This is a genomic window from Vibrio sp. 10N.247.310.98 (genome assembly GCF_041467395.1).
In the GTDB taxonomy this organism is placed as follows: Bacteria; Pseudomonadota; Gammaproteobacteria; order Enterobacterales; family Vibrionaceae; genus Vibrio; species Vibrio crassostreae_C.
Window position 1 is genome coordinate 65205 of sequence record NZ_JBFSUL010000016.1, and the last position, 25615, is coordinate 90819.

At 45.1% G+C, this 25615-nt stretch carries 24 protein-coding genes and 1 tRNA gene; 7 read left to right on the forward strand and 18 right to left on the reverse strand.

Translation table 11 applies throughout. The annotated features are described in order from the left end of the window. Positions 1 to 136 precede the first annotated feature (136 nt). A tRNA-Arg gene (locus AB6E78_RS08880) sits at positions 137 to 213 on the reverse strand. A gap of 211 nt (positions 214 to 424) precedes the next feature. Here AB6E78_RS08880 and folD point away from each other — a divergent pair. Beyond that, positions 425 to 1282: a bifunctional methylenetetrahydrofolate dehydrogenase/methenyltetrahydrofolate cyclohydrolase FolD gene (gene folD, locus AB6E78_RS08885; protein WP_017062367.1), complete on the forward strand. Its 858-nt coding sequence runs from the start codon at positions 425 to 427 to the stop codon at positions 1280 to 1282. Positions 1283 to 1408: 126 nt separating this feature from the next. Here folD and AB6E78_RS08890 read toward each other — a convergent pair whose 3' ends face one another. From AB6E78_RS08890 to AB6E78_RS08910, 5 genes are all read right to left on the reverse strand, one after another. Then, a complete protein-coding gene (locus AB6E78_RS08890; protein WP_372110561.1) occupies positions 1409 to 3223 on the reverse strand; it encodes a cation:proton antiporter in 1815 nt (604 codons plus the stop codon). A 194-nt stretch (positions 3224 to 3417) separates the two neighbouring features. After that, positions 3418 to 4617, reverse strand: coding sequence for a NupC/NupG family nucleoside CNT transporter (locus AB6E78_RS08895; RefSeq protein WP_017063422.1), 1200 nt, complete (start codon positions 4615 to 4617; stop codon positions 3418 to 3420). 205 nt (positions 4618 to 4822) lie between these two features. Then, a complete protein-coding gene (locus tag AB6E78_RS08900) occupies positions 4823 to 5743 on the reverse strand; it encodes a LysR family transcriptional regulator (protein WP_017063421.1) in 921 nt (306 codons plus the stop codon). Between the two features lie 135 nt (positions 5744 to 5878). Continuing rightward, entirely contained in the window at positions 5879 to 6877 is a 999-nt protein-coding gene (locus tag AB6E78_RS08905; RefSeq protein WP_017062371.1) for a lytic transglycosylase domain-containing protein, read from the reverse strand. Between the two features lie 30 nt (positions 6878 to 6907). Beyond that, a complete protein-coding gene (locus tag AB6E78_RS08910) occupies positions 6908 to 7198 on the reverse strand; it encodes a YcgL domain-containing protein (RefSeq protein ID WP_017062372.1) in 291 nt (96 codons plus the stop codon). 219 nt (positions 7199 to 7417) lie between these two features. Here AB6E78_RS08910 and minC point away from each other — a divergent pair, with 219 nt between their 5' ends. Genes minC through minE form a run of 3 tightly spaced genes read left to right on the forward strand, consistent with a single transcriptional unit; the run spans position 7418 to position 9184 of the window. Continuing rightward, the gene (gene minC, locus AB6E78_RS08915) at positions 7418 to 8080 is read left to right on the forward strand and encodes a septum site-determining protein MinC (protein ID WP_017063419.1); all 663 of its coding nucleotides are present in this window, start codon (positions 7418 to 7420) and stop codon (positions 8078 to 8080) included. A gap of 21 nt (positions 8081 to 8101) precedes the next feature. After that, positions 8102 to 8914, forward strand: a complete 813-nt coding sequence (gene minD, locus AB6E78_RS08920; protein WP_009848498.1) for a septum site-determining protein MinD — start codon at positions 8102 to 8104, stop codon at positions 8912 to 8914. 6 nt (positions 8915 to 8920) lie between these two features. Then, positions 8921 to 9184: a cell division topological specificity factor MinE gene (gene minE, locus AB6E78_RS08925; protein WP_010436847.1), complete on the forward strand. Its 264-nt coding sequence runs from the start codon at positions 8921 to 8923 to the stop codon at positions 9182 to 9184. Positions 9185 to 9313: 129 nt separating this feature from the next. Here minE and rnd read toward each other — a convergent pair whose 3' ends face one another. The 8 genes from rnd to AB6E78_RS08965 all read right to left on the reverse strand — a co-directional run bounded on the left by rnd (position 9314) and on the right by AB6E78_RS08965 (position 17301). Next, positions 9314 to 10432 (reverse strand): ribonuclease D, encoded by a 1119-nt coding sequence (gene rnd / locus AB6E78_RS08930; protein ID WP_017062374.1) that lies wholly within the window; start codon positions 10430 to 10432, stop codon positions 9314 to 9316. 143 nt (positions 10433 to 10575) lie between these two features. Continuing rightward, positions 10576 to 12270, reverse strand: coding sequence for a long-chain-fatty-acid--CoA ligase FadD (gene fadD, locus AB6E78_RS08935; protein WP_017062375.1), 1695 nt, complete (start codon positions 12268 to 12270; stop codon positions 10576 to 10578). A gap of 106 nt (positions 12271 to 12376) precedes the next feature. Then, on the reverse strand, positions 12377 to 13228 hold the full coding sequence (locus AB6E78_RS08940) for an alpha/beta fold hydrolase (protein WP_102332536.1): 852 nt from the start codon (positions 13226 to 13228) through the stop codon (positions 12377 to 12379). Positions 13229 to 13276: 48 nt separating this feature from the next. Further along, on the reverse strand, positions 13277 to 13837 hold the full coding sequence (locus AB6E78_RS08945) for a Slp family lipoprotein (protein WP_017067373.1): 561 nt from the start codon (positions 13835 to 13837) through the stop codon (positions 13277 to 13279). A 35-nt stretch (positions 13838 to 13872) separates the two neighbouring features. Beyond that, positions 13873 to 14178 (reverse strand): hypothetical protein, encoded by a 306-nt coding sequence (locus tag AB6E78_RS08950; protein WP_017062378.1) that lies wholly within the window; start codon positions 14176 to 14178, stop codon positions 13873 to 13875. A gap of 72 nt (positions 14179 to 14250) precedes the next feature. Then, a complete protein-coding gene (tsaB, locus tag AB6E78_RS08955; protein ID WP_017062379.1) occupies positions 14251 to 14952 on the reverse strand; it encodes a tRNA (adenosine(37)-N6)-threonylcarbamoyltransferase complex dimerization subunit type 1 TsaB in 702 nt (233 codons plus the stop codon). Positions 14953 to 15011: 59 nt separating this feature from the next. After that, positions 15012 to 16940 (reverse strand): ATP-dependent DNA helicase, encoded by a 1929-nt coding sequence (locus tag AB6E78_RS08960; protein ID WP_017063417.1) that lies wholly within the window; start codon positions 16938 to 16940, stop codon positions 15012 to 15014. Between the two features lie 160 nt (positions 16941 to 17100). Continuing rightward, complete coding sequence (locus AB6E78_RS08965; RefSeq protein ID WP_017062381.1) at positions 17101 to 17301, reverse strand: hypothetical protein; 201 nt, start codon at positions 17299 to 17301, stop codon at positions 17101 to 17103. 301 nt (positions 17302 to 17602) lie between these two features. Here AB6E78_RS08965 and purU point away from each other — a divergent pair, with 301 nt between their 5' ends. After that, complete coding sequence (purU, locus tag AB6E78_RS08970; RefSeq protein ID WP_029235131.1) at positions 17603 to 18436, forward strand: formyltetrahydrofolate deformylase; 834 nt, start codon at positions 17603 to 17605, stop codon at positions 18434 to 18436. A 315-nt stretch (positions 18437 to 18751) separates the two neighbouring features. Here purU and AB6E78_RS08975 read toward each other — a convergent pair whose 3' ends face one another. Further along, a complete protein-coding gene (locus AB6E78_RS08975) occupies positions 18752 to 19348 on the reverse strand; it encodes a VOC family protein (RefSeq protein WP_017070298.1) in 597 nt (198 codons plus the stop codon). Between the two features lie 347 nt (positions 19349 to 19695). Between AB6E78_RS08975 and argS the strand changes: the two genes are divergently transcribed. Both argS and AB6E78_RS08985 read left to right on the forward strand, forming a co-directional pair. Next, entirely contained in the window at positions 19696 to 21429 is a 1734-nt protein-coding gene (gene argS, locus AB6E78_RS08980) for an arginine--tRNA ligase (RefSeq protein WP_017070297.1), read from the forward strand. Between the two features lie 391 nt (positions 21430 to 21820). Next, positions 21821 to 22249 (forward strand): HIT domain-containing protein, encoded by a 429-nt coding sequence (locus AB6E78_RS08985; protein ID WP_017061937.1) that lies wholly within the window; start codon positions 21821 to 21823, stop codon positions 22247 to 22249. A 132-nt stretch (positions 22250 to 22381) separates the two neighbouring features. On the opposite strand, the gene AB6E78_RS08990 is transcribed toward AB6E78_RS08985, so the two are convergent. From AB6E78_RS08990 to AB6E78_RS09000, 3 genes are read right to left on the reverse strand one after another with little or no spacing between them, the layout of a single operon-like run. After that, entirely contained in the window at positions 22382 to 22612 is a 231-nt protein-coding gene (locus AB6E78_RS08990) for a FeoC-like transcriptional regulator (RefSeq protein ID WP_017061938.1), read from the reverse strand. Then, positions 22609 to 24882 (reverse strand): Fe(2+) transporter permease subunit FeoB, encoded by a 2274-nt coding sequence (gene feoB / locus AB6E78_RS08995; RefSeq protein ID WP_017061939.1) that lies wholly within the window; start codon positions 24880 to 24882, stop codon positions 22609 to 22611. The genes AB6E78_RS08990 and feoB overlap by 4 nt, the downstream gene beginning before the upstream one ends. Next, positions 24883 to 25104 carry a FeoA family protein gene (locus AB6E78_RS09000; protein ID WP_004734203.1) on the reverse strand — a complete coding sequence of 74 codons (222 nt, stop codon included), beginning with the start codon at positions 25102 to 25104 and terminating at the stop codon, positions 24883 to 24885. Positions 25105 to 25615: the final 511 nt, after the last annotated feature.

The window sequence follows — 25615 nt, forward strand, 5'->3', positions numbered from 1 at the left end:
TTTTAACTTTCTATTACATAAGCCGAATGAAACGAATAACAGAAGAAAATGAGTCGCGCTTGAAAAGAAGTGTTTTATGATATGTAAAATGCAAAAAACCCGACAACTCGGAGAGTTATCGGGTTTCTTTAAATAATGGCACGCCCTGAAGGATTCGAACCTTCGACCACCTCCTTAGAAGGGAGGTGCTCTATCCAGCTGAGCTAAGGGCGCGCTACAGGAACGAATTATACGAATTCGAATCAGTAAAGCAACGGCTTTATGTAACATTCTGATCTAAGTGGGTAAAAAAAGGCCAACAAACATATAAGTGTTGGAAAACAGACCAAAGCAAACGTTTGCTTGATGGTAATCAAAAAGATTTTCTGGAATAATGCGCCAAAAACATCAGCCACTAACTTGAATATCAATACTAAGGAAATTCATGACTGCTCAAAATATTGATGGAAAGCTAATTTCTCAAACGGTTCGCTCCGAAGTTGCTGCACGTGTAAAAGCTCGTACTGAAGCTGGATTACGCGCTCCGGGCCTAGCGGTTGTTTTAGTGGGTGAAGACCCTGCTTCTCAGGTTTACGTTGGAAGTAAGCGTAAAGCGTGTGAAGAAGTTGGCTTCGTATCTAAATCTTACGACTTGCCAGCCACTGCGACAGAAGACGAATTGTTAACACTGGTAGACCAACTGAACGACGATCCAGAGATCGACGGTATTCTTGTTCAACTGCCTCTACCAGCTGGCATTGATAGCACTCACGTTCTTGAGCGTATCACGCCAGAAAAAGACGTTGATGGCTTCCACCCATACAATGTCGGCCGTTTGGCTCAGCGCATGCCTAAGCTTCGCTCTTGCACGCCAAAAGGCATCATCACGCTGCTTGACCGTTACAACATCGACTTACGTGGTAAGCACGCGGTTGTGGTTGGCGCATCAAACATCGTAGGTCGCCCAATGACGCTAGAGCTTCTTCTAGCAGGTTGTACGACGACAACATGTCACCGCTTCACCAAAGACCTTGAAGGTCACGTGCGTCAAGCAGACGTTGTTGTAGTTGCCGTTGGTAAGCCTAACTTCATTCCTGGCGCTTGGATTAAGAAAGGCGCTGTTGTGGTCGATGTTGGTATCAACCGTTTAGAATCTGGCAAACTAGTGGGCGACGTTGAATACGACGTAGCGAAAGAAAGCGCAAGCTTCATCACACCTGTGCCGGGTGGTGTTGGCCCAATGACGGTTGCGAGCCTAATCGAGAACACCATGATCGCTTGCGAGCAATTTCACTCGAAGTAGTCCGCAGCGCATATAAATAAAATTAGAAAGCCGCAACGTGATGAACGTTGCGGCTTTTTTGATGCTTTGGTACTTAGCTATTCGTTTTTACAACGGGGTGACTCGCTTTTGATGAAGTGCTCGTTGCTACTTATCTGGAGTCTCGACTTTTTCCGTCTGTTCAGAAGGCGGTAATAAACTAATAAGCTCACACTCCGTTGATATGAGTTTTTCCAACTCAGATCCTTGTGTAATTAAACGGAAATCACCGCCATTAATCACCCCAAGAGGAATGGCTTTAGGATACAAAGCGTTAAACTCTTTTAAATCAAATGCCTCGGTCAAACCTGTACTTTTAATTTGGCTACCCTGAGCCATCAACGAGTTAAGCTTAGAATAGGTGATCCCTTCCGAAAACAGACTTCTATTGCCATCGCGGCTCACTTGGTGCCTTTCATGTTTATTCTCTGAGGATTCAAGCTCAAACACCTTATTCTCACCAAACTCGTCTTGATAGTGCATGCTAACTAACGGGTTGGTTTGACGATAAGGCGACACGATCATCGCACGCCCTATTCCATCCAATTCCAGATTATTTTCAGCGTGGCTCGAAGCTGGGTTACCAAAATAAACATTCAAGTTTTCCATGCGCGCTAAGCGAATGCTTTCCCAGTTGGTATCGGCAAGCACACTGTTGATGTTGTGTGTCGCCAACACTTTGGCAAACTGGCGTGAAAACTGAGTCGCACCAAAGAAGATAACGCCTTGTGCCTTCTCTTGAGTCACACCTAGCCTTCTCGCCCACCAACTCGCGGTAAGGCTCTGAATCACAACCGTACCGATGATGACCAAGAACACCATTGGCACCAGTAAATCTGCGCCTTCAATTAATTGCTTCTCTTGAAGTTTGATTGCAAACAGAGAAGAAACCGCGGCTGCAACGATCCCGCGCGGTGCCATCCAGCTCAAAAACCATTTATCCGCAGAGGTAAGATCCGTGCCGATCCCGCTGATCCACACACTCAAAGGACGCGCCACCAGCATCACTACCGCTAACAAGCCAACCCCACCCCAACCTATCGAGAGGAAGGTTCCGGAGTCGAGTCTGCTCGCTAACAGAATAAACAACGCAGAAATAAGTAACACGGTCAGGGTTTCTTTGAATTCGATGATGTCTTCGATATCCAAGCCCTTCACGTTGGCAAGCCAGATCCCCATGATGGTCACGGTTAATAAACCCGATTCTTCACTCAGATCATTAGAAAACGAGAACGCCGCCAACATTAGCGTCAGCACAGCCACATTACGTAAATAGTGCGGTACCCAATGCCCTTGCAGCATCTTGGCAATCAAATGGCCACCGATGATCCCTAAGCCTAAACCTATGACTAACGTCAGGCCCAGAGCTGACAGAACGTGTCCGGTAGGGTCGGCAGAAGAAACAATGTACTCGTAGACGAGAACCGCAAACAGAGCGCCAATCGGATCAATTACTATCCCTTCCCATCGCAAAATGCTGCCAAGAGAAGCTTTGGGCTGAATACTACGCAGCATAGGCACAATCACTGTCGGGCCCGTCACCACTACCAAGGCTCCGAATAGCGCCGCTAATGGCCAATTAAAGTTAACAAAGTAATAAGCACCGACCACGATACACGCCCATGTAATCAGCATGCCGACACTCACTAGATGAGTCACCATGCGACCATGGCCTCTGATCTCCTTGAAATTAAGCGTCAATGCGCCTTCAAACAGAATGATGGCAACACCTAATGAAATCAGCGGAAATAGCACTTCGCCAAAAATGGCATCTGGGTTAAGGACATTTAAACCGGGGCCCAATAGCAGGCCGACAATGAGAAGAGGGAGAATAGCGGGAAGACGCAAACGCCAGCCCAGAAGCTGACAGGCTAAAGACAAGAGTCCAATTAGCGCCAAAGAAGAAGTAATCGACAAATCCATTTATGCCCCTAAATAATTTGTGCCACACCCTGTGATACAAACCTATTTGCTAAAACAAGAAAGCCTACGTCATTAAACTATAGGCTCTCTTTTTCGTGCTGACCGAATATTATTGTGATTAATCAGTCACTTTACTATAGGGGAAATAAAGTGACTGACTCATCCACTCGGTGCTTAATGATTAAACTAGGTACTTACAGTGAAAGTACCACGCCAGCAATCGCGGCACTCATTAGGTTAGCAAACACACCTGCACAAATCGCTTTAAAGCCGTATTGTGAGATGAAAGAGCGACGCTCTGGTACCAAGCTACCTAAGCCACCGATAAGAATCGCCATGGTAGAGATGTTAGCAAAGCCACATAGAGCGAAAGTTACGATCGCTTGCGAGTGCTCACTTAGTGCCTCTTTAGCATCCATTAGTTGGATGAAAGCCACGAACTCGTTCACGACAATCTTGTTACCGATCAATGAGCCCGCAACCACAGCCTCAGACCACGGTACACCGATCAGCCATGCAACGGGTGCAAACACATAACCTAGGATAAGTTCGAAGCTTAGGTTTACGCCAAACCAGCCGCCAACGATACCTAGCAAGCCATTCAGCATTGCAATCACACTGATAAAGGCAAGAAGTGTTGCACCCACCGCAACGGCAATACGAAGTCCAGACATAGCCCCATCTGCCATCGCCTCAACTACGTTTGTTGCTCGTGGAATTTCTACATCAGACTCAATATTTTCTTGAGCGTCATTTGGGCTGCCAGGTACTAAGATTTTAGCCATCAATAGGCCGGCTGGTGCAGACATGAATGCCGCAGCGATCAGGAAGTTTAGGTCAACGCCAAGCGATGCATAACCCACTAGCGTACCACCAGCTACAGACGCCAAACCACACACCATCACAGCAAACAGTTGTGAATCTGTCATGTGTTTTAAGTAAGGCTTAACCACCAATGGCGCTTCAATCATGCCGACAAAGATATTGGCAGTCGCAGACAATGATTCCGCACGACCTGTGCCCAAGAACTTCTGTAGCGCACCACCAATAAGGTTGATCACCTTTGGCATAAAGCCGATGTGGTACAAGCCTGAAATCAGTGCAGAGAAAAAGATAATGATGCCAAGAACATTAATCGCGAAAACAAATCCGTTATTAGTTAGGCCACCAAATAGGAAGTTAATCCCCTCTTGACCGTAGTTGATCAAGCTAGATACCGCACCCGTGGCTGCATTCAACGCTTCTTTACCCATTGGTACATACAGAACCAATAGCGCGAATGAGATTTGTAATAAGAAAGCCAAAGAGACTGTTCTTAGTGGAATATTTTTTCTGTCCGTAGATAGTAACCAAGCGGCAACTAAAATAGTGATAATTCCAAGTAGGGAAGCCATGTGCGTCAACCTAAAAGTTGTAGGTAGGAAAGGCGACGCATTCTATAGAGGAAATCGTTTGCGGCAAGCTGAGGTTGTTAATGTGATGTTGGGGTAATCACGATTTAACTATGAGTATAATTAAGTTATTGAATTTTAATAATTAACTTTGATTAAAAAGCGTACTTTTTCCATATGGAAATTATATTTATAGATTAGGAAACAGTTAGCGATGCAGTTCAACGCAAGTTTTGAGGTTTTTGTCCCAATACGTCGGCGACCCGATATGATCTTTAATGAACTCAATCACTGCCGAAAGCTTCTTCGGCATATTCTTTCGGCTCGGGTAAACGGCATAGAATGGCATCAGCTGACTGGCTCTCCACTCTGGCAATACTTGAATGAGCTTGCCCGTTCTAAACTCTTCTTTCACTAAGTAAGTCGCCAAATAAGCAACGCCCCACCCTGATACTGCCGCGTCTCGTACTGCCTCAGCCAAATCGACTGAGTAATCGCCCGCGACTTTGACGCTGAGGTTTTCTTGCCCGTTGTCAAACGCCCACGATGTGTAATCTCGTTCACGGCTGCGATAGATAAGACAGTTATGGTCAATCAAATCGGAAGGTACATGTGGCGTCCCAGCCTTAATCAGATAATCCGGTGACGCAGCCACCACAAACTGACTGTCGGCTAATCGCTGCGCAATGTAACCTTCAGGCAAATCTTCATTGTTGGTGATCCAGAGATCCAAGCGCTCTTCAATCATGTCCACCTTATAGTCGAACAAGTGGACCTCGATTCTCAACTGAGGATAAAGCTGTCTGAGTTGATCAATCGCCGGAATGATATGGAGTGTGCCAAATGACTGCGACAAACCGACGCGTAGTATTCCAGAGATATCATCGCGCTGGCTATCCATATCCATCTGTGCTGCTTTCACCGTGTTAAACAGCTGCTCACAATGTTGATAGAACACGTCTCCCGCTTCAGTGAGCGTTAAGCTTCGTGTTGTCCTTTGCACCAGCTTGATGCCTATAGAGTCTTCAAGCAAAGCGACTTGCTTACTGATATGGGACACCGAAACGTTCAAGCTTTTTGCAGCACTGGTAAAGCCTTCGTGCTTGATCAGCGCATGGAATATCACCATCTGTGCAGCTCTATCTGTTAGCACAAGATCACCTTATTAAATCTCTGAAATATAAAATCAAAAAGGACTCCGAAGAGTCCTTTAGTTCGTTCTGCCTATGATAGGCCAAATGCTATTCAAAGCGACTTAGGTCTGTTAATCAAACTTAATTCTGTCGGCTAGGTGGCTTACTGCCAAAGCAAAGTAGTAAGAACGATTCCACTTCATTAACACATTGTAGTTGTTATAAATGAGGTACGAACGTCCGGTTTCATCATCCGGCATGATTAACCAAGCTTTAATGTCTTCATCAAGTGTTGGCAGTGGGCGATCGTCATAGCGTTTAATACCGAGTTCAGACCACTCTTTTAAGTATTTCGCTTTGTCTTCGTCTCGACCTTGTAAATCGATCGACACAGTTGACGGAACATGAACCTGACGACCCCAAGTATATTTGTCATCCCACCCTGATTGGCTGAGATAATTGGCCGCCGAAGCAAATACGTCTTCTTCAGTGCCCCAAATGTCTTTCTTGCCATCACCACTGCCATCAGCGGCGTAAGCTAAGAATGAGCTTGGCATAAACTGAGGTTGACCCATCGCACCAGCCCAAGAGCCTTTCATCTCTTTTGGTGCAATATGGCCTTGATCAAGAATCTTCAATGCCGCCATCGCTTCGCTACGGAAGAAAGCTTCTCGGCGTCCTTCATAAGCCATGGTCGTTAGGGCGTCGATAACGCTGTAATTGCCCGTGAACTTACCAAAATTACTCTCAACGCCCCATAGCGCGACAATGAATCTTGGTTGAACACCATATTCATCACCAATACGCTTTAACGCGGTGTAATGCTCCTTGTAGAGTGACCTTGCTTGCTTCACTTTCCAATCTGGAACCGCTCGTGGAATGTATTCATCCAGAGTCAGTTTTTTCTCAGGTTGGTTTTTGTCGGCTTTTACCGCTCTTGGCTTAAACGTTACACCATCAAAGGCTTCATCAATGATCGCTTCAGAGATGCCTTCTTCACGGCCTTGTTGTTTTAGTTTTTCTACATATTGCTCGAAGCTCAGTTCTTCAGCTTGTACTGAACTTATGGTCAGGCTATTACCCAATAGTAATGCCGACACAGCCAATATGGTTTTCGAAAATTTACTCAACGATCACTCCTCCTTGAATTGAGGTGGCTATCACTCTTCGTCTTGAGATTTCTGTTGAGCTTTACGCTCTTTATGAAGCTCAAGTTCGTTAACTGGTGGTGGCGGAACCTGTAAAAAGAAACCATCGGTATTCAGTGATTCTTTCACTTTTTCGATGTTTACTTGAGCCAGTTTACGGCCATCCATTTTAATTACCATTACAAAACTAGGTTTACCAAACATTTGCATCAATGCGTCAGGAACTTGTGAAAAATCATCCTTCTTAGGGATATAAAGGTATGTTCCTTCTTTCTTTGAGCTTTTATATATAGAACACAGCATGACAAACCTTTTAATTGATTATGACTACAAAACTCTCACTTGCGAGATCAATAGTTTATGTTAGGGAAATATTGGGAACAAAACGTCCATTTGACAACAAGATTACTTGCTGTGCTTGGTTTGGGAATATAACATGATAAACCTAGTTTCAGGCAATGCCCTTTATTTTATTGATAAAGAAATTGTACTAATCCGCTATTGAGGTCCTGTAGTTTTTCGATGTCTAGTAACCCAGATCTAAAAGGTAGCAGCTTTACGCTATCTGTTTTGCACTTATCCGATGATCAAGTCGAAAATGCAGTCTCTTTTCTTCAAGAGAAAGTAGACCAAGCACCTACGTTTTTCGCTGCCGCACCTGTTGTTATCAACATCAGTAAAGTCGCGGGCGATATCGATTTTGTGCAACTTAAAAATGGTATATCTCAAGCGGGCATGATCCCGGTTGGTGTGGCAGGCTGTTCTGATAAGCGAATGCAAAACCTCGCTAAAGAAGCCGGTTTTGCAGTGATGACGGCAAGCAAGTCGCCATCTCAAGCTCCAGCGAAAATGGCACCAATCAAAGTGATTAGAACCCCTATTCGTTCTGGTCAGCAGGTTTATGCGAAAGATGGCGATCTATTGATACTCAGCCATGTGAGTGCAGGCGCGGAAGTGATTGCCGATGGCAGCATCCATATTCATGGCACTTTACGCGGCCGTGCGATTGCAGGTGCAAGTGGTCAAACTGAAGCAAAAATAATTTGTAATGACTTACAAGCCGAGCTGGTTTCCATTGCTGGAAATTACTGGCTCAGCGATCAAATTGAAAGCGAGTACTGGCAGAAGAAAACCATGTTCAGTATGGCAAACGATGTATTACACGTTGATGTCCTCGCAATATAAGAGAAATAAAAGGAAAACAGAATGGCACGCATTATCGTTGTAACGTCAGGTAAAGGCGGGGTAGGCAAAACGACCTCCAGTGCAGCTATTGCCTCGGGTCTGGCTTTAAAAGGAAAGAAAACCGCAGTTATCGACTTTGATATCGGTCTGCGTAACCTAGATTTAATCATGGGTTGTGAGCGTCGCGTTGTGTACGACTTCGTTAATGTTATCAATGGTGAAGCGACGCTGAACCAAGCGATGATCAAAGACAAGCGCACAGAGAACCTGTTCATTCTTCCTGCTTCTCAAACTCGTGATAAAGACGCACTAACAAAAGATGGTGTTCGTCGTGTATTTGATGAACTGGATGAAATGGGCTTTGATTTCATCATCTGTGATTCTCCTGCGGGTATCGAACAAGGCGCTCTTATGGCGTTGTACTTCGCTGATGAAGCGATTGTAACCACCAACCCAGAAGTCTCTTCAGTACGCGATTCAGACCGTATTCTAGGTATTCTTGACTCTAAATCTCGTCGTTCTGAAGACGGCTTAGAGCCAGTGAAAACACACCTTCTATTGACTCGCTACAACCCAGCACGTGTAACTCAAGGTGAGATGCTCAGTGTTGAAGACGTTGAAGAAATCCTGCACATCTCTCTACTGGGTGTAATTCCAGAGAGCCAAGCGGTACTGAACGCATCGAACAAGGGTGTTCCAGTTATCTTTGACGAAGCAACCGACGCAGGTATGGCTTACAATGATACTGTAGAGCGACTACTGGGTAGCCAAGTTGACTTCCGCTTCTTAACGGAACAGAAGAAAGGCATCTTCAAACGACTGTTCGGGGGCTAATGCACAATGTCATTATTAGAGTTTTTTAGACCACAGAAAAAGACAACCGCAAACCTAGCCAAAGAACGTTTGCAGATCATTGTTGCCGAACGACGCAGCCATGACGACCCAGCGCCGTCTTACCTGCCGCAACTAAAAGAAGACATCTTGAAGTGTATTGCCAAGTACGTTGAGGTCGATCCATCAATGGTTGATCTGACTTTTGAACACAAAGATGACGACATCTCAGTGTTAGAGTTGAATGTTAAGCTTCCAGAAGAAGATCGATAATCTTTCTGAACAAGATTGGCAGGTAATACACTTGCTTGTATTGATTGAATAAAAAAGAGAGCCTAGGCTCTCTTTTTTGTATGTGCAGTTTATAACTGTAACTAAGTTAGGCTTTAAAGCAGCAAGCGGTTATTTGATCGCTTTACTCAGCTTTTCGCCAACCACATCTAAACGCCAGCCTTGCATAACATCAGGCAGCTTTTCTGGGTTACGATCGTGCTTCCACACCCAGCTTAACATTTGGTTAAGTTGCTTCTTCGATGCCAAGAATTCCGTCGCCAAACCACTGTGTTGTGATGCTGTTTTCACTTCATCTTTCAGCACTTTGAAGAGTTGCTTGTAGCCAGGGAAGTCCATTAGACGTTCTACTGGTGCTGGGTACTCTTCTTCTGGTGTATGTTCCGCTAACTTTACGATTGAGCTGATCTTCGCACCATGGCGACGCACAGAGCGGTAATCAAAACCCTCTTGCTCCATGTGCTTGGGATCTTTCATCGCAAAACGCGCCACAGCCCATAGGTCTTGTTCTTTGAAGACAAAGTTCAGCGCTAAATCGCGCTTGATTGCTTCTTTTAGACGCCAAGTTGCTAGAGGTCGTAAGATCGCTAATTGCTTAGGTTTAAGCTGCCACGCCCCTTTAATATCAAGGTAGGCTGTATCTGGGTTTACTTTACGAATGCGCTTGGCAACTTGTAAATCAGACTCTTGCTGAGCCGCTTCCCACCAGCCAGCTTCCATCACTTTTTCTAGAAGCTTGTTGTACATTGGCATTAGGTAATGCACGTCTGCTGCTGCGTAGTCCAATTGTTTTTGAGAAAGCGGACGCGCTAGCCAGTCTGTGCGAGATTCACTCTTATCGAGATCGACACCGACAAACTCTGAAACCAGAGCAGCAAAGCCCGTTGATAAACCATGACCTAAGAAAGCCGCCATGATCTGTGTATCAACCATTGGTGTTGGTGTACAGCCAAATGCGTTCTGGAACACTTCCAAATCTTCACCGCACGCGTGCAGCACTTTCAATACTGATGCGTCTTTCAACAAGGTAACGAACGGTGTCATGTCATCAAGAGCAATAGGGTCAATCAGTGACAGCGTTTCACCATCAAATAACTGAATCAAGCCTAATTGAGGGTAATAGGTTCTAGTACGAACGAACTCCGTATCAAGCATAACGACATCGGCTTCACGTGCTTGTTGGCAAACTCGCTCAAGGTCTTTCAATTGGGTAATGATTTGATAATCCACAAAAACTCTCACAGGTTTCTATTTGATCGCCGGATACAAAAATGCCGACATTAACTGTCGGCATTCTAACACCATTTTTCAGCGCTCGCTTAGATTAAGCGCCTCAATGGTTTTGGTGCAGTACTTTCGCGCAAACGGGCTAATTATTCGCTAGCGCGTTTCGCAAGTTCTGCATCGTTTTCTTCACGCAGTACGCGGCGTAAGATCTTACCTACGTTAGTCTTTGGAAGATCATCTCTGAACTCGACTAATTTAGGGATTTTGTAACCCGTTAAGTGCTCACGACAGTGCGCGATAATGTCTTCTTTGGTCAGGCTAGGGTCACGCTTCACAACGTAGATCTTAACCAATTCACCAGACACTTCATGAGGTTGACCGATAGCTGCTACTTCAAGCACTTTACCATGCAGAGCCACAACGTCTTCAATCTCGTTCGGGTAGACGTTGAAGCCTGATACAAGAATCATGTCCTTCTTACGGTCAACGATGTACAACAAGCCTTCGTCATCAAACTTAACGATGTCACCTGTCGATAACCAACCGTCTTGATCGATCACTTCTTTGGTCGCTTCAGGGCGCTGCCAGTAACCTTGCATCACTTGAGGGCCACGAACTTGTAGCTCGCCTACTTGGTCATTAGCAATAACCTTACCTTCATCATCAACAATACGAACTTCTGTCGATGGTACTGGTAGGCCGATAGCACCTGTGTAGTCTTTCAGGTCGTATGGGTTACCCGTTACCAGTGGTGAACACTCAGTTAAGCCATAGCCTTCCAATAGGTGAATGCCTGTCGCTTTCTTCCATTGCTCAGCAACAGCGCGTTGAACCGCCATGCCGCCGCCAACAGATAGGCGTAGGTTACTGAAATCCAACTCGTGGAAATCTTCGTTATTAACTAGCGCATTAAACAAGGTGTTTACGCCGGTAATTGCGGTAAACGGAACCTTTTGCAGCTCTTTAATAAAGCCAGGAATGTCACGAGGGTTAGTAATTAGAAGGTTACGACCACCCATCTCAACAAACAGTAAGCAGTTCACCGTCAGTGCAAATACGTGGTAAAGCGGTAATGCCGTTACAACCAACTCGCGGCCTTCTTGCAGAACAGGACCGTAAGCCCCTTTCGCTTGAAGTACGTTCGCAATCATATTGCGGTGCGTTAGGATTGCGCCCTTCGCTACACCTGTTGTACCACCAGTGTACTGTAGGAACGCGATGTCATCACCCGCCATGAACGGTTTCACATATTGAAGACGACGACCTTTGTGCAGCGCTTTTCTGAATGAGATAGCACCCGGCAGATCATACTTAGGCACCATGCCTTTTACGTATTTCACTACAAAGTCGACAATTGTCCCTTTCGCGCGTGGCAGCATTTGCCCTAGGCTAGTTAGAACAACGTGTTTAACCGGCGTGTTATCAACGACTTTCTCTAGCGTGCTCGCAAAGTTAGATACGATAACAATCGCCTTTGCACCAGAATCGTTCAGTTGATGTTCAAGCTCACGAGGTGTGTACAGTGGGTTGACGTTCACTGCAATCATACCTGCACGCAATACACCAAATAGTGCAATTGGGTATTGCAGTAGGTTTGGCATCATTAGCGCGACGCGATCGCCCTTCTTCAGTTTCAAGTCATTCTGTAGGTAAGCGGCAAAAGCACGGCTGCGCTCTTCAAGCTTACGGAATGTCATAATCGAGCCCATGTTCTCGAATGCAGGTTGGTCCGCGTACTTCTGTACCGACTGTTCAAACATTTCTACAAGAGATGGGTACTGATCTGGATTGATCGTTTCTGGTACGTCACTTGGATAACGTGAAAGCCAAGGTTTATCCACGATGTTACTCCTCGTTTATCAGCTGACGACTGCTTCGCCGCTTTTTATCATTGCGGTATTACAGCACAGCTTTAGTGCATGAGCACTAAAAGGCTCAAACACTTGTTTAAATTTTGTTAACTACACCAAGAATTAGCTCTGAAACTAACTCTGGGCTCTCTAAATGACAATGATGTCCGCCAGGAACAGTCTCTATATGCAGAGGACTATGCACTGATTTGTAGCGATTATGCTGCAAATGTCGGAATCCACCATTCCCTAGGATTATTAATTGAGGGCATTCAATAGCCGCCATGATCGCTTCAGCGTGCGCCTGTGACATTCGATATAACGAGTCACATTTTAGATTAGGGTCGCATCGCCATTGCCAAGAGTTCTCGAACTCGACAATACCTCGCTCAACAATAGGAGCGATTAATTCAGCATTAATTTGGTTGGCGTGAGCTCTCAGCTTAATAGCATCCTCAAGGCTTGCCAAAGGACGTGAAGGCTTTCTTCGCTGTCGAAGACGACTGAGTACCCCATCCCTCAAGCGAGAGACTGTTTCGTGGGGAGCTTCAGAAAGAGGTCCGTGACCTTCAATTTGAATTAATCCTGACACCTTTTCAGGAAAGGCGGCACTATAGCAACTTGCTATCAATGCACCAAGTGAATGTCCTACCAGTACCAGTCTGTTTGGCGATAATTTAGTCACCAACTGATGCAAGTCATCAATATAATCATGAAATGGGTAGTAACTTCCCGATTTGTGCGACGAGAAGCCGTGTCCGAAGAGATCGATAGCAACAAGGTGAGCATTGGGCGCAAACTTGGCGACTTGCTGCATAACCGGATTAAAGCTGGACGAATTATCCAACCACCCATGAATAAAAACGACCGTCGTTGCGGTCGTTTGTGGGTTGCCAATCTGTTGTGTTGCAAGCGTCCCGCTCGCAAGGGAGTATGACTTTTCAATCATCAAACACTTAGTTCCATCTGTTTGCGCAATCAACGTCTAAAAAGTTAATTACTCTACGTCCTGTATCACTCGACCTTGTCTTGGCATCGTTTGAAAACTGCGACAATGTAAACTTCTGCACGAGTAGTAGGTTGGTGCAAAATCGTTAACAACAACACGCTCAGTGATGTTCCACAGTCGTTGGTTGTCCACTTTCATCACAGGGAAGATGTAAGGGTATTCCCCTATTTTTCCATCTTCACTTCCGCTTGACTGACCAACCAGTGTAATCAGACGGCCTTCTGCAAAACTTAGAGGCTCAACATACCCTTCAATATAACCAACAAAACGTCCGCTTGGCTCTGCGTCTAGGTCTGGCTTACCGCTACTCGAAATCGGCATATTAGCAACTTCGATTCGAGTCTTATCTTTCAAGTTGGTTACTTTAGAGATAACGCCACCCAATCGAACACTTTTCGCCTCCGGTAGTTGGTCGACCCACTGTTGGTAATCACTAATTACAGGCTCTGATTTTGCTTCAAGTTCGCTAGGAAGTGATGAACACCCGGCAAGTACCAAGACACCAAGAGAAAGGGCTATTAAGCGTAATTTAGAGAGATAATTTGACATGGTTCTGGTCCTTAAACAGGCATTAATAAGAAGCTCTAGATGTAGATATCGACACCGATAAGCTTTGCAAGTTCTTCTTTCTTCGCCTGATTCATTACATCCATATACTCTTCCATAGCCTTACGTCCTCGGCCTTCTGGAAGATCATACTGGATTTGAGCCTTGTGTAGTTCAGACTCTTTAACTTGACGAATAGAGTGAGAAACAGCATTAGCGACCTTAGTCGGTTGCCCAACCGCAGTGCTAGCATCAGATTTTTTTGCCTGCTCCTTCTTTTTAATTCGATTCGGCTTAGACGTGCTGCCTATCGAAGAAGGAGGTAAGTTGTTAATTGATACCATGACTAAATATCTGCCCTCTCAAATCTAAATAATACGCATTTAGACCTAGTTTGCATCAGAACCTTGTAAAAATTATTCGCGACCTGGCAGTTTCTTCCAAGTCACTTTGTCACGAAGATAAACTGGCTCAGATTCTTCTGCTGCAACCGCTTTACCTTCTGCGTAAGCAAATTGAGCAAGGAACGCCATATCTTGAGCTTCTGGGAATAGCACTTCACACGCTTTGGTGTTGATCGCAAGTGTATCCATATGCTCGGCATAAGCTTCCCAGCCGGTACCGACTTTCGCCCATATTTCAGAATCTGCTTCTAACTGCGCAGCCAGTTCACTTGGTGGCGTTACACATTCGGCATCAACCGCAGTCCAACGACCATCTTGTTCGCGGCTGTAACGAGCCCAGTACACTTCGCTCATACGCGCATCAATCGCTGTTGCTACATGAGTTTCACCAAATTTACGGTAGCTGCCTTGCGCCATCGCTGCCAGTGTAGAGACACCAATCATTGGTAAATCCGCACCAAAAGCCAAGCCCTGAGCAATACCAATACCAATACGCACACCCGTGAAACTGCCTGGGCCTTGGCCAAACGCGATAGCATCGATATCGGTTAAAGCGACATTCGCTTCTTTCAGTACTTCATCCACCATAGGTAGAATTTTCTTCGTATGGTCTCGAGGAGCCTCTTCGCTACGTGCGAACACCTGGTCACCAATTACTAATGCAACTGAACAGTTTTCAGTTGCGGTATCTACTGCAAGAATTTTCGCGCTCATTTGTGTCTCAAATATTCGTTATCTAATCTAAAAATAATGGCTAAACTCAACAATGCCAATTACTCAGCAGCGGTTGAATGGTCTTTAGCTAAGAATTCTTTAATGACCCCTAAGTCACGTGTACGAGGGATAGGCGGTAAACTCGCCAAAAATATGCCACCGTAATCGCGAGTCACCAATCGGTTATCGCAAATAATCAAAGCACCATTATCGCGCTTGTCACGTATCAATCGGCCGACACCTTGTTTCAAGGTAATCACAGCGTCTGGCAACTGTACTTGTGCAAAAGGATCACCCCCTTTTAGCTTACAGTCCTCGATTCGAGCCTTAAGTAAAGGGTCATCAGGGGCTGTAAAGGGCAATTTATCGATGATAACACAGCTTAATGCGTCGCCCCTAACATCTATCCCCTCCCAGAAAGCACCTGTAGCCACCAGCAATGCGTTACCTAATTCCATGAATTCGGCTAAGGTTTTTTGCTTACTTGTCTCACCTTGCAATAGAACGGGAACCGAGAGGGTTTCACGGAATCGCTCCCCCAACTCTTTCATCATGCTGTGTGAAGTACACAAGAAGAAACAGCGGCCTTGGTTTTGCTCAATCACAGGAGTCAGCATTCTTACTAGCTTATCCGCGAGACCGGGGCTATTCGGTTCTGGAAGATAACGAGGCACACACAAGCGCGCTTGATTCGGATAATCAAACGGGCTCGGCAGTGAAAACTGTGCCGACGGTTTTAACCCTAATCGAGAAGTAAAGTGTTCGAAATCATCCGACACCGCCAAGGTTGCTGAGGTAAACACCCATGCGCCCGGCTTCAGCTCAATCTGCTCATGGAATTTATCGGCGACAGAAAGCGGTGTGATATGCAGAGCAAAGTGGCGCGGTGTAGTGTCATACCAATACGAATAGCCAGTGATCGACACATCGCACACACGTTCGATACGCGACTTAATCATATTTGCGCGTTCGAAAGCGGTATCTAACAGCTGGCTTCGCCCAAGTGCTAACTTCAATACATCAACAGCAAGTTGCAGAGCATCTTGCAAACGAACTAACTCGCGTGCAATCGACTCGGATTTCAAAGCTTCGCGCCAGTTACCACGAAAGCCGGTATCACCAAGCACAATACGCAGATCGGCTGACGATTGAACGAGCCTATCCCCTACTTTCTGTAGCTGACGCATGTCTTTGGCTTCAGTTCGGTAAGCAATTTCAATGTCTTTGGCTAACTCTTGGATCTGTCGACTGGAAACCGATTGTCCGAAGTACTGGCTGGCGATGTCAGGAAGTTGATGTGCTTCATCGAAAATAAACACGTCAGCTTCAGGTATCAATTCGCCAAATCCGGTTTCTTTGATCGCCAAATCAGCTAGGAAAAGGTGGTGGTTTACGACCACCACATCGGAATCCATCGCTTTTTTACGCGCTTTAAGCACAAAGCAATCGGTATAGCTTGGGCACTCTTTACCCAAGCAATTATCATTGGTCGAGGTAATGGTTGGAATAACCGGGCTGTCTTCAGCGATATCATCACAATCGCCTAAATCACCCGTTTGAGTGGATGACGACCAACTACGAACTTTGACTAACTGAGCCAGCAGCGTTGGATCGGTATGAGCACCATGACTCTCGATCATTTGGCGGCTGAGTCTGTCCAAACACAAATAGTTTGAACGTCCTTTGAGCAACGCAACTTGACCATAAAAGCCAAGCGCATCGACCATCAAGGGTAAATCTCGGTGAAACAGCTGTTCTTGAAGGTTTTTAGACCCCGTACTAATGATGGTTTTCTTGCCACTAAGCAGCGCAGGCACTAGGTAAGCAAACGTCTTACCAGTACCTGTTCCAGCCTCAACAACCAACTGGCTTTGATTTTCAATAGCTTGTGAAACCGCTTCAGCCATGTCTAACTGAGCTTGTCTTGGTTGAAACCCAGGGATAGCTTTGCCCAGAGCGCCATCAGCAGAAAACGTTTTAGATATCATAGAGTACGAAGTTTAGAAAAAGAGAAGGAGAATTATGGCAGGTTTAGTGAGCCGGCGCGAATCAAGAATGACTTCGCACCGGAGGTGTTTGGTTTGGCTTGACGTGGCTTAAGTTACCTTGAAGGTAAGAATTGAAGAAGTAGGAATTAGAGAATCGTTTTTATTTTCGACTGAGATAACGTGATAGCCAAGGAGCACCTTCAAAATGGTTATCACCAGGCTGTATGGCTTTCGCTGCATCGGTTGGTGAGGTCTTACTTTCCCACATTTCATCTAGAACATGACCATCTAATTCGGTACCTCTCGCCAATGAATTCACTCGCTTGCAGTACAGTTTTTTGGCTAGTAACTCTTTATCCATAAGTATCACCTCTATTTTTGGCCAAGGCGTAAATGCCTCGGTTGAAGTTCAAATGCGTACTACGGTCAAAACTTTTAAAAATGAAGCTTCTGCCTGTTTTTCTATCTAAAAACTGATATTTCTATATCAAACAATTTATCAAAGCGATAAATGAGCAGCAGAATTTGTTGAAACCAACTTGATAATAGATTAATTATAACGGTGATATTGCGGCTCAGTTCACCGTTCGACGGCCTGCATTAAATTTGAAGAATCCCGATTTCATATAATAAGTGCAACATTTCATGGAAGTAAGATGCAAATGGAAAGAAAAACTTTACTAACACATTGTACTGATGCCCCCGGCCTCATCTCTAAGATCACCAATATTTGTTATAAGCACCAACTCAATATTATTCACAACAATGAGTTCGTAGATAACACAAGTGGCCACTTCTTTATGCGCACCGAGCTTGAAGGGTATTTCAATGACGAAACCTTACTTGCCGATTTAGATCAAGCCCTGCCACCAAATACGAAACGTAAGCTTGTTGATTCGTCTCGCAAGCGTGTTGTGATACTCGTGACCAAGGAAGCACACTGCCTTGGCGACATTCTAATGAAGAACTTCGATGGCAGCTTAGACGTTGAAATTGCGGCCGTTGTCGGTAACTACGACATTCTACAAAGCCTAACCGAGCGTTTTGACATCCCTTACCACCATGTTTCTCACGAAGGGCTAAACCGTGAAGAACATGAGAAGAAGATGCTAGAAGTGATTGACCAGTACGAGGCGGATTACCTTGTTTTGGCTAAGTACATGCGAGTGCTGACACCAGGTTTTGTTGAAAAATACCACCACAAGATCATCAATATCCACCACAGCTTCTTGCCAGCATTTATTGGCGCGAAGCCATACCAACAAGCGTATGAGCGCGGCGTGAAGATCATTGGCGCAACGGCACACTTTGTGACGAATGATTTGGATGAAGGTCCAATCATCAAGCAAGATGTTATCCCTGTGGATCACAACTTCAGCGCGAAAGACATGGCACAAGCCGGTCGTGACGTAGAGAAGAATGTATTAAGTAAGGCGTTAAACAAGGTGATCAATGATCATGTGTTTGTTTACGGCAACAAGACTGTAATTCTGTAAATCGGATATTCGATTTCCGGTAAGACTTCCAGTTAGAACCCAATAAAAAACGCGCAATAGGGAAAGCCCATCGCGCGTTTTTTGTATCTGATGATCAGACTCGCTTTGAGAGATTCCCGACTACGCTCCTTCGTCGCTATCGGGAATGACGAACTCGGTGATGAACCTTCGAGCTATAGGCTCTAACATACGCTCTCGAACGCTCAGTCTGTCACTATCCAAAGATAGACTCTGGAAAATTTCATCGAACACCCCGTCATTCCGACGAGCCAAGGCGAGATCAGGAATCTCTTTCCTAGCAACTCTCTATTCAAATTAAGCCTGTTCTGATTCCACAATCTTCTTCAAAGAGTGTGGATGCAGCTTGATGCAAATCCCTTGATGTTTAAAAGCCACTGTTGGGTTATTCAAGCGTTCACCCTCGCCTTTCGGGCTAGAGAGTTTGATCTTAACGCCTTGCTCACCCAGCGTTTCAAAGTTAGCAGCGAACTGCGGGTAAGTTTCTTTAAGATCCGCTAGATACTCATCAGCTGTTTGGGCATGAGAAGGAATCACAAACTCTACATGTTCCCAATCTTGGCTTGGGTAAATCTTACCTTCTGCAGGGTACGGAAGCTCCAAACATTCAATTTTCCAGCCAAGGCTTTGCAAGGGTTCATCGAAAGCCAACACCACAATTGGACGACCATTAATCATCGCCTCAGAAATCATAGAGCCGTACTCAGACCACGCTTGATGGGCAGATTTCGCTAGCTCAGTGTCATTGATTCGCAGCGCAATATGATCCGCTTGAGCAAAGCTTAAATCCAAACCTAATGTATTTCCTAGGCTCTCGATTTTTGCCATAAAAGTATCAAGGCGGGCGATCATTTGTTGTGGTTCTAGTTCAGCTTGCTTCAGGCTCATCATCATTGTCTGTGTTCTCCAAATAATGGCTGCATGTTATCAGTTTTGCCTTTTGCAACAAGCGTTGCTTTTACAAAAAACACTCAATAACTATGTTCTTTTCGCTCCTTAAACATGCAAACGCGTCTTGCTAAAAGTCGATTGTCAAAAACCACTCAGGAAATGTTAATTTTCTATCAATTCGACCTATAAGAAACCGCACAAAATTGGTATGATTACCGCCATTTCTGTGAACTTAAACAGAGTCTGCTGCTGATTTTGGCATTAAATCGTTAACTAGAAGCATAATTAACCAATTTAATGACCAAGAATTAACGGCCACTCTTATCATCCTTGAATTGAAGGAAACGCGTGTGAATATCCAAGCACTTATTAATGACAAAGTATCTCAGGCTCTAGAAGCCGCTGGCGCACCTGCAGGCTCTCCTGCTGCTGTTCGTCAATCTGCAAAACCACAGTTTGGTGACTACCAAGCAAACGGCGTTATGGGCGTTGCTAAACGACTAGGCACTAACCCACGAGAATTTGCTCAAAAAGTATTGGACGTTCTAAACCTAGACGGTATCGCGTCTAAAGTTGAAATCGCAGGTCCGGGTTTCCTAAACATCTTCCTAGATGAAGCTTTCCTAGCCAAACAAGCAGACGCAGCATTGGCTGACTCTCGCCTTGGTGTTGCCGTTGCTGAAACGCAAACTATTGTTGCGGATTACTCTGCGCCAAACGTTGCTAAAGAAATGCACGTTGGTCACCTACGTTCAACTATCATCGGTGATGCAGTAGTTCGTACTCTAGAATTTCTAGGCCACAACGTTATCCGCGCTAACCACATCGGTGACTGGGGTACTCAATTCGGTATGCTTATCGCAAACCTTGAGCGCGTTCAGGCTGAGTCTGGTGAAGTTTCAATGGAACTTGCTGACCTTGAAGGCTTCTACCGTGAATCTAAAAAGCTCTACGATGAAGACGAAGAGTTCGCAGTTAAAGCACGTGGCTACGTTGTTAAACTGCAAAGCGGCGACGAGTTCTGCGCAGAGATGTGGAAGAAGCTTGTTGACGTAACAATGATTCAAAACCAACGCAACTACGATCGTCTAAACGTGTCTCTAACACGTGATGACGTAATGGGCGAAAGCATGTACAACCACATGCTTCCAACTATTGTTGCGGATCTGAAAGAGCAAGGTCTTGCTAAAGAAGATGACGGCGCACAAGTTGTATTCCTAGACGAATACAAAAACAAAGATGGTGACCCAATGGGCGTTATCATCCAGAAACGCGACGGCGGCTTCCTTTACACAACAACCGACATTGCTTGTGCAAAATACCGTTTTGAAGAACTAGGCGCAGACCGCGTTCTTTACTTCATCGACTCACGTCAACACCAGCACCTAATGCAAGCTTGGACTATCGTTCGTAAAGCAGGTTACATCCCAGAATCTGTTTCTCTTGAGCACCACGCATTCGGCATGATGCTAGGTAAAGACGGTAAACCATTCAAGACTCGTGCAGGCGGTACTGTTCGTCTTGCTGATCTTCTTGATGAAGCCGAAGTTCGTGCAGCGCAGCTAATCGAATCTAAGAACCCAGAACTAGCAGAAGACGAGAAGAAAGCGATCGCGAACACTGTTGCTATGGCAGCGGTTAAGTACGCAGACCTTTCTAAGCACCGCACTACTGACTACGTGTTCGATTGGGACAACATGCTTGCATTCGAAGGCAACACAGCACCATACATGCAGTACGCATACACTCGTGTTGCTTCTGTATTTGCTAAAGCTGGCATTTCTATGGACTCGCTTGAAGGTGAAATCAAAATCACTGAAGAGAAAGAGAAAGCGCTTATCGCGAAACTTCTACAGTTTGAAGAAGCAGTACAGTCTGTTGCTCGTGAAGGTCAACCACACATCATGTGTAGCTACCTATTCGAACTAGCTGGTCAATTCTCTAGCTTCTACGAAGCTTGCCCTATCCTAGTTGCTGAAGACAAAGCTGTTAAGCAGAGCCGTCTGAAGCTTGCTGCACTAACAGCGAAGACGATCAAGCAAGGTCTGTCGCTTTTAGGTATCGACACTCTAGAGCGCATGTAAGCGATTCGAGATTCGAGATTCGAGATTCGAGATTCGAGATTCGAGATTCGAGATTCGAGAAAATTAGAAAGGTTGACGTGAAAGCGTCAACCTTTTTTTTGTCTGGAGGTTTGTTTACTCAATTATTTAAGCGATTAGCTAACCTACACAGCAAGAGATCTCCTATTACGCTCATTCGTCGCTCTAGGAGATGACGAGAATAGGTGTAGTGAATCCAAGACAACATCAATGATGCGCCATCAAACCACACCAAATCGTTATCCCTCTTCTCACCATCATTCCCTACAGTGAGGGACGAACGTGATAGGAAATCTGCTTATTGAGAACGTAAGCCCTAGCCACATTCAAACTCCGACCTTATACTCATGTAAAACAATTAATTGGAAAGATCATGAGCTTCGAACTTCACCCGCAACTTGCGAAAGACACCACACTTATCGGCGAATTTCCACTGAGCTTAGCCCTGCTACACAAAGATAACGCAGTGCCTTGGGTTATCTTGGTACCAAAACGTGCCAACCTAAAAGAGTTGCACCACTTACCAATGAAAGAGCAACAGCAGTTCCTACATGAATCTCAGGCGGTAAGCCAAGCATTAGAAGCAACGTTCCAACCAGACAAATTGAACCTTGGTGCGCTGGGTAATATGGTGCCACAACTGCACATCCACCATATTGCACGCTTCAAAGACGACATTGCTTGGCCCGGCCCAGTATGGGGTAATACAAAAGGCGAACAGCGCAGTGAAGAAGATCAAGCCGCTATCCTGACTCGTATCCAAAACGTTCTGTCACTGAGCTCTATCTTCAAGAAAGCATAATTCGAGTTCATCTCATTGAGCTTTAAAGCAAAACACTTCAGAAAAGACACATAACAAAAAGCCGCTCATCTTAGATAAGCGGCTTTGTCATTTTCTAATCTCGCCTTTTTCAACGAGAGTCTGAAGACCGAACTACATCATCACGTTAAGCGACAAACCATCTTGTTTGCTGATGGTGTAGCGAATACGCGTTGTATGACCATGCTTATTCGTATCGACCAAGCGAGAAACTTTCCCTTTCTTGACCCAAACACTCAGCATCGCATCGACGCCATCTTCACTCATGCCAAACTTTGCAGCGAGCTCTTTACGAGCCGCAACGCCGTGGCTATCAATGTATTGATGAAGTTCAGTTAAAATCATACTACTTGCACCTCTAGTGCTTTCTGCTTACTGCCCACTTTCTTGAAGACGCGATACGTCACCACAAAACCACCAGCAATCGCGACCATCCATACTGCACTTGTCACAGGATGCGCAGCAAAGTTTGCTGCTTGGTAGTAGAAAGTCGCACCAAAGTAACCAAGAGCCATCGTCCAAACCGCGATGAAGCGTGCAAACGTCTGACCAAATTCACGAACATAAGCACCCATCGCGGCCACACAAGGCGTGTAAAGCAGGATAAGAATCAAGTAAGCGAATGCCGCATGACCAGATACAAACTTGTCTTTCAAGTTACCAAAGATAGAGGTATCGACTTCTTGGTCAGCTGCTACAGAATTAGAGTCAGACAAGTCGCCAACTTCAATACCTAATGGATCTGAGTAGCTCAATCCGGCTAGGTTTTCAGGGATCGTCATTACCGCTTCTTGCAGGCTTGCTGCTAAGTCAAACTCAGCTGCTTCTTCATCAGAAGGCGTTGTATATAGGCTATTTAATGTACCAACAACGGCTTCTTTAGCGAAAATACCTGTGATGATACCAACCGTTGCAGGCCAGTTCTCTTCAGTAATACCAATTGGTTGGAATACAGGTGTTACAACTTGAGCTGCTCTAGACAGTACTGAGTTTTCGCTATCTTCGTTACCAAAGCTGCCGTCCATACCTAGAGAGTTTAGGAAGCTAAGAATAGCCACAACCATCACGATTGTTTTACCTGCACCAAGTACGAAACGCTTCAGCTTCTGCCAAGTTTTCAACATTACGTTTTGCACTGTCGGCAATTCGTAATCTGGCATTTCCATCACTAAGCTATCACTGCTACCTGGGTAGATCGTGTTTTTCAGGAACAAACCCGTAAATACAGAAGCAACGATACCCATGATGTACAGAGCGAATACTACGTTTTGTCCTGCACCTGGGAAGAACGCCGCCGCGAACAGTGCGTATACCGGTAAACGAGCACCACATGACATAAACGGCGCCATTGATGCTGCTAGTTTACGTTCGCGCTCTTGGTCAAGAGTACGAGTTGCCATGATTGAAGGCACGTTACAACCAAAGCCCAGTACAAGTGGGACAAATGCTTTACCCGGTAAACCAATCTTCTGCATCACTTTATCAAGTACAAATGCAGCACGAGCCATGTAGCCTGAGCTTTCTAGTACCGCTAAGAATAGGTAAAGCGCTGCGATAACAGGAATAAAGGTCGCAACCGTTTGGATACCGCCGCCAATACCATCAGCAAGTACAGTGACTAACCAAACTGGTAAATGGCCATCTAATAAGTGGTGTCCACCATCAACTAATATTGCTCCAACACCAATATCGAAGAAGTCGATAAACGCACTACCGATATTGATAGAGAACATGAACATTAGGTACATGATAACGAAGAAGAAAGGAATACCGACCCATTTGTTCAAAATGAATTGGTCTGCTTTCTCTGTAAAGTTACGGCTTAGTTTGCCTTCGCTGCGACGAACACGTTTACAAAGGTCATGTAAGAAAGTGTATTTAGCGTCAGCAACAGCAAGGTCAATATCGAAATCGGCACCAAGACGCACGCTATCAATTTGAGTGCGAGTTTGTGGGGCTAAACCATTCAATACCAAGTAATCATTTTCTAAAGCACGAATCGCTAGCGCTCGGTGAGATACGTCAGCATCATCAAATTGTGACTCAACAGAAGGGATAAGAGCTTCTAACGCGGCATCGTAATCAATAGAGATAGGGTCAAGGCTCACACCTTGAACAAGCAGTTTATGCAGACGCTCTTTAAAGCGAACCACTTGACCTTTATCGTTTGCAGACAAGCTTAGAACTGGGCAACCTAGCTCTTTCTCTAGTGCTTTAAGGTTAATCACCTGACGTTCGCGCTTTAATACATCCATTTTGTTCAACACAACGATCATTGGGCGACCCAACTCACGCAGCTGTAATGTCATATATAAGCTTCGTTCTAGACAGTTAGCGTCGACAACATTGATGATCACATCTGCTGGGTGAGTTAAAACAGCGCGAGACGCGATAGACTCATCGATGCTGTTCGCATCATTACCACTGTCTAGTGCGTAGATACCCGGTAAATCCGTTAGTTGAAACTGATCACCAGCGTGCGAGTATAAACCCGTCTTCTTTTCAACAGTGACACCAACCCAGTTACCAACGTGCTGCTTAGCACCAGTCAGTGCGTTGAACAGTGTTGTTTTACCACTATTCGGGTTACCAACGGTAAGAACTTGATAATCCATTTAGATAACCTCGATTTGTTCTGCAATGCTTTCACGAATGGCGATAGAAACACCTCTCACTTCAACTTGAAGCGGATCACCCATAGGTGCACGGCGGATAAGCGTCACCTCGGTTTTTGGCAACATACCCATGACCATAAGTTTCTTCCTTACGTCTGGTGTTAAACCTGTTAGTGCAACAATAGAAGCCGCCTTTCCTTGCTCTAGTTGTGAGAGTTTCATAAGTACCCAATTCGTGACTGATAATGAGAAAGATTGTTATTAACGCCATGATACACATACATGCCCACAATTCTATTGTGTGAAATCAATGTTTTCGAAAATACATACTCGTAAGTTTCGTTAAAAACGTTTACGTCAAAAACGTTACTTTCAACAACTAGCGAGAACTACCTCACTAGTACAAACCCTCCCAAACAAAAACAAATCATTAATTATCAACCACTTGAGACAATGTCGGTTTTCTCATAGGTATCTGTCGTTAATTTTATAAGTAAAATAAGTAGCTGGACGTATAGTTACTCCATCGAAGAGAAACTACTTCTCTTTAATTTTATTCCAGAGGTGATATGGCTTTGCTATATCACTCCGGCAGCAAGCGAAGGTGTCGTTGGCACCCGTGGTATAGTCCCCCCGGCTATGCCACGATATTTTTTTTCTTCCCTTTGTTTTATCCCAATGTAGTGGTCAACTGATATTGGCCACGTTCCTAGAGTTTAACCAGAACAATCGT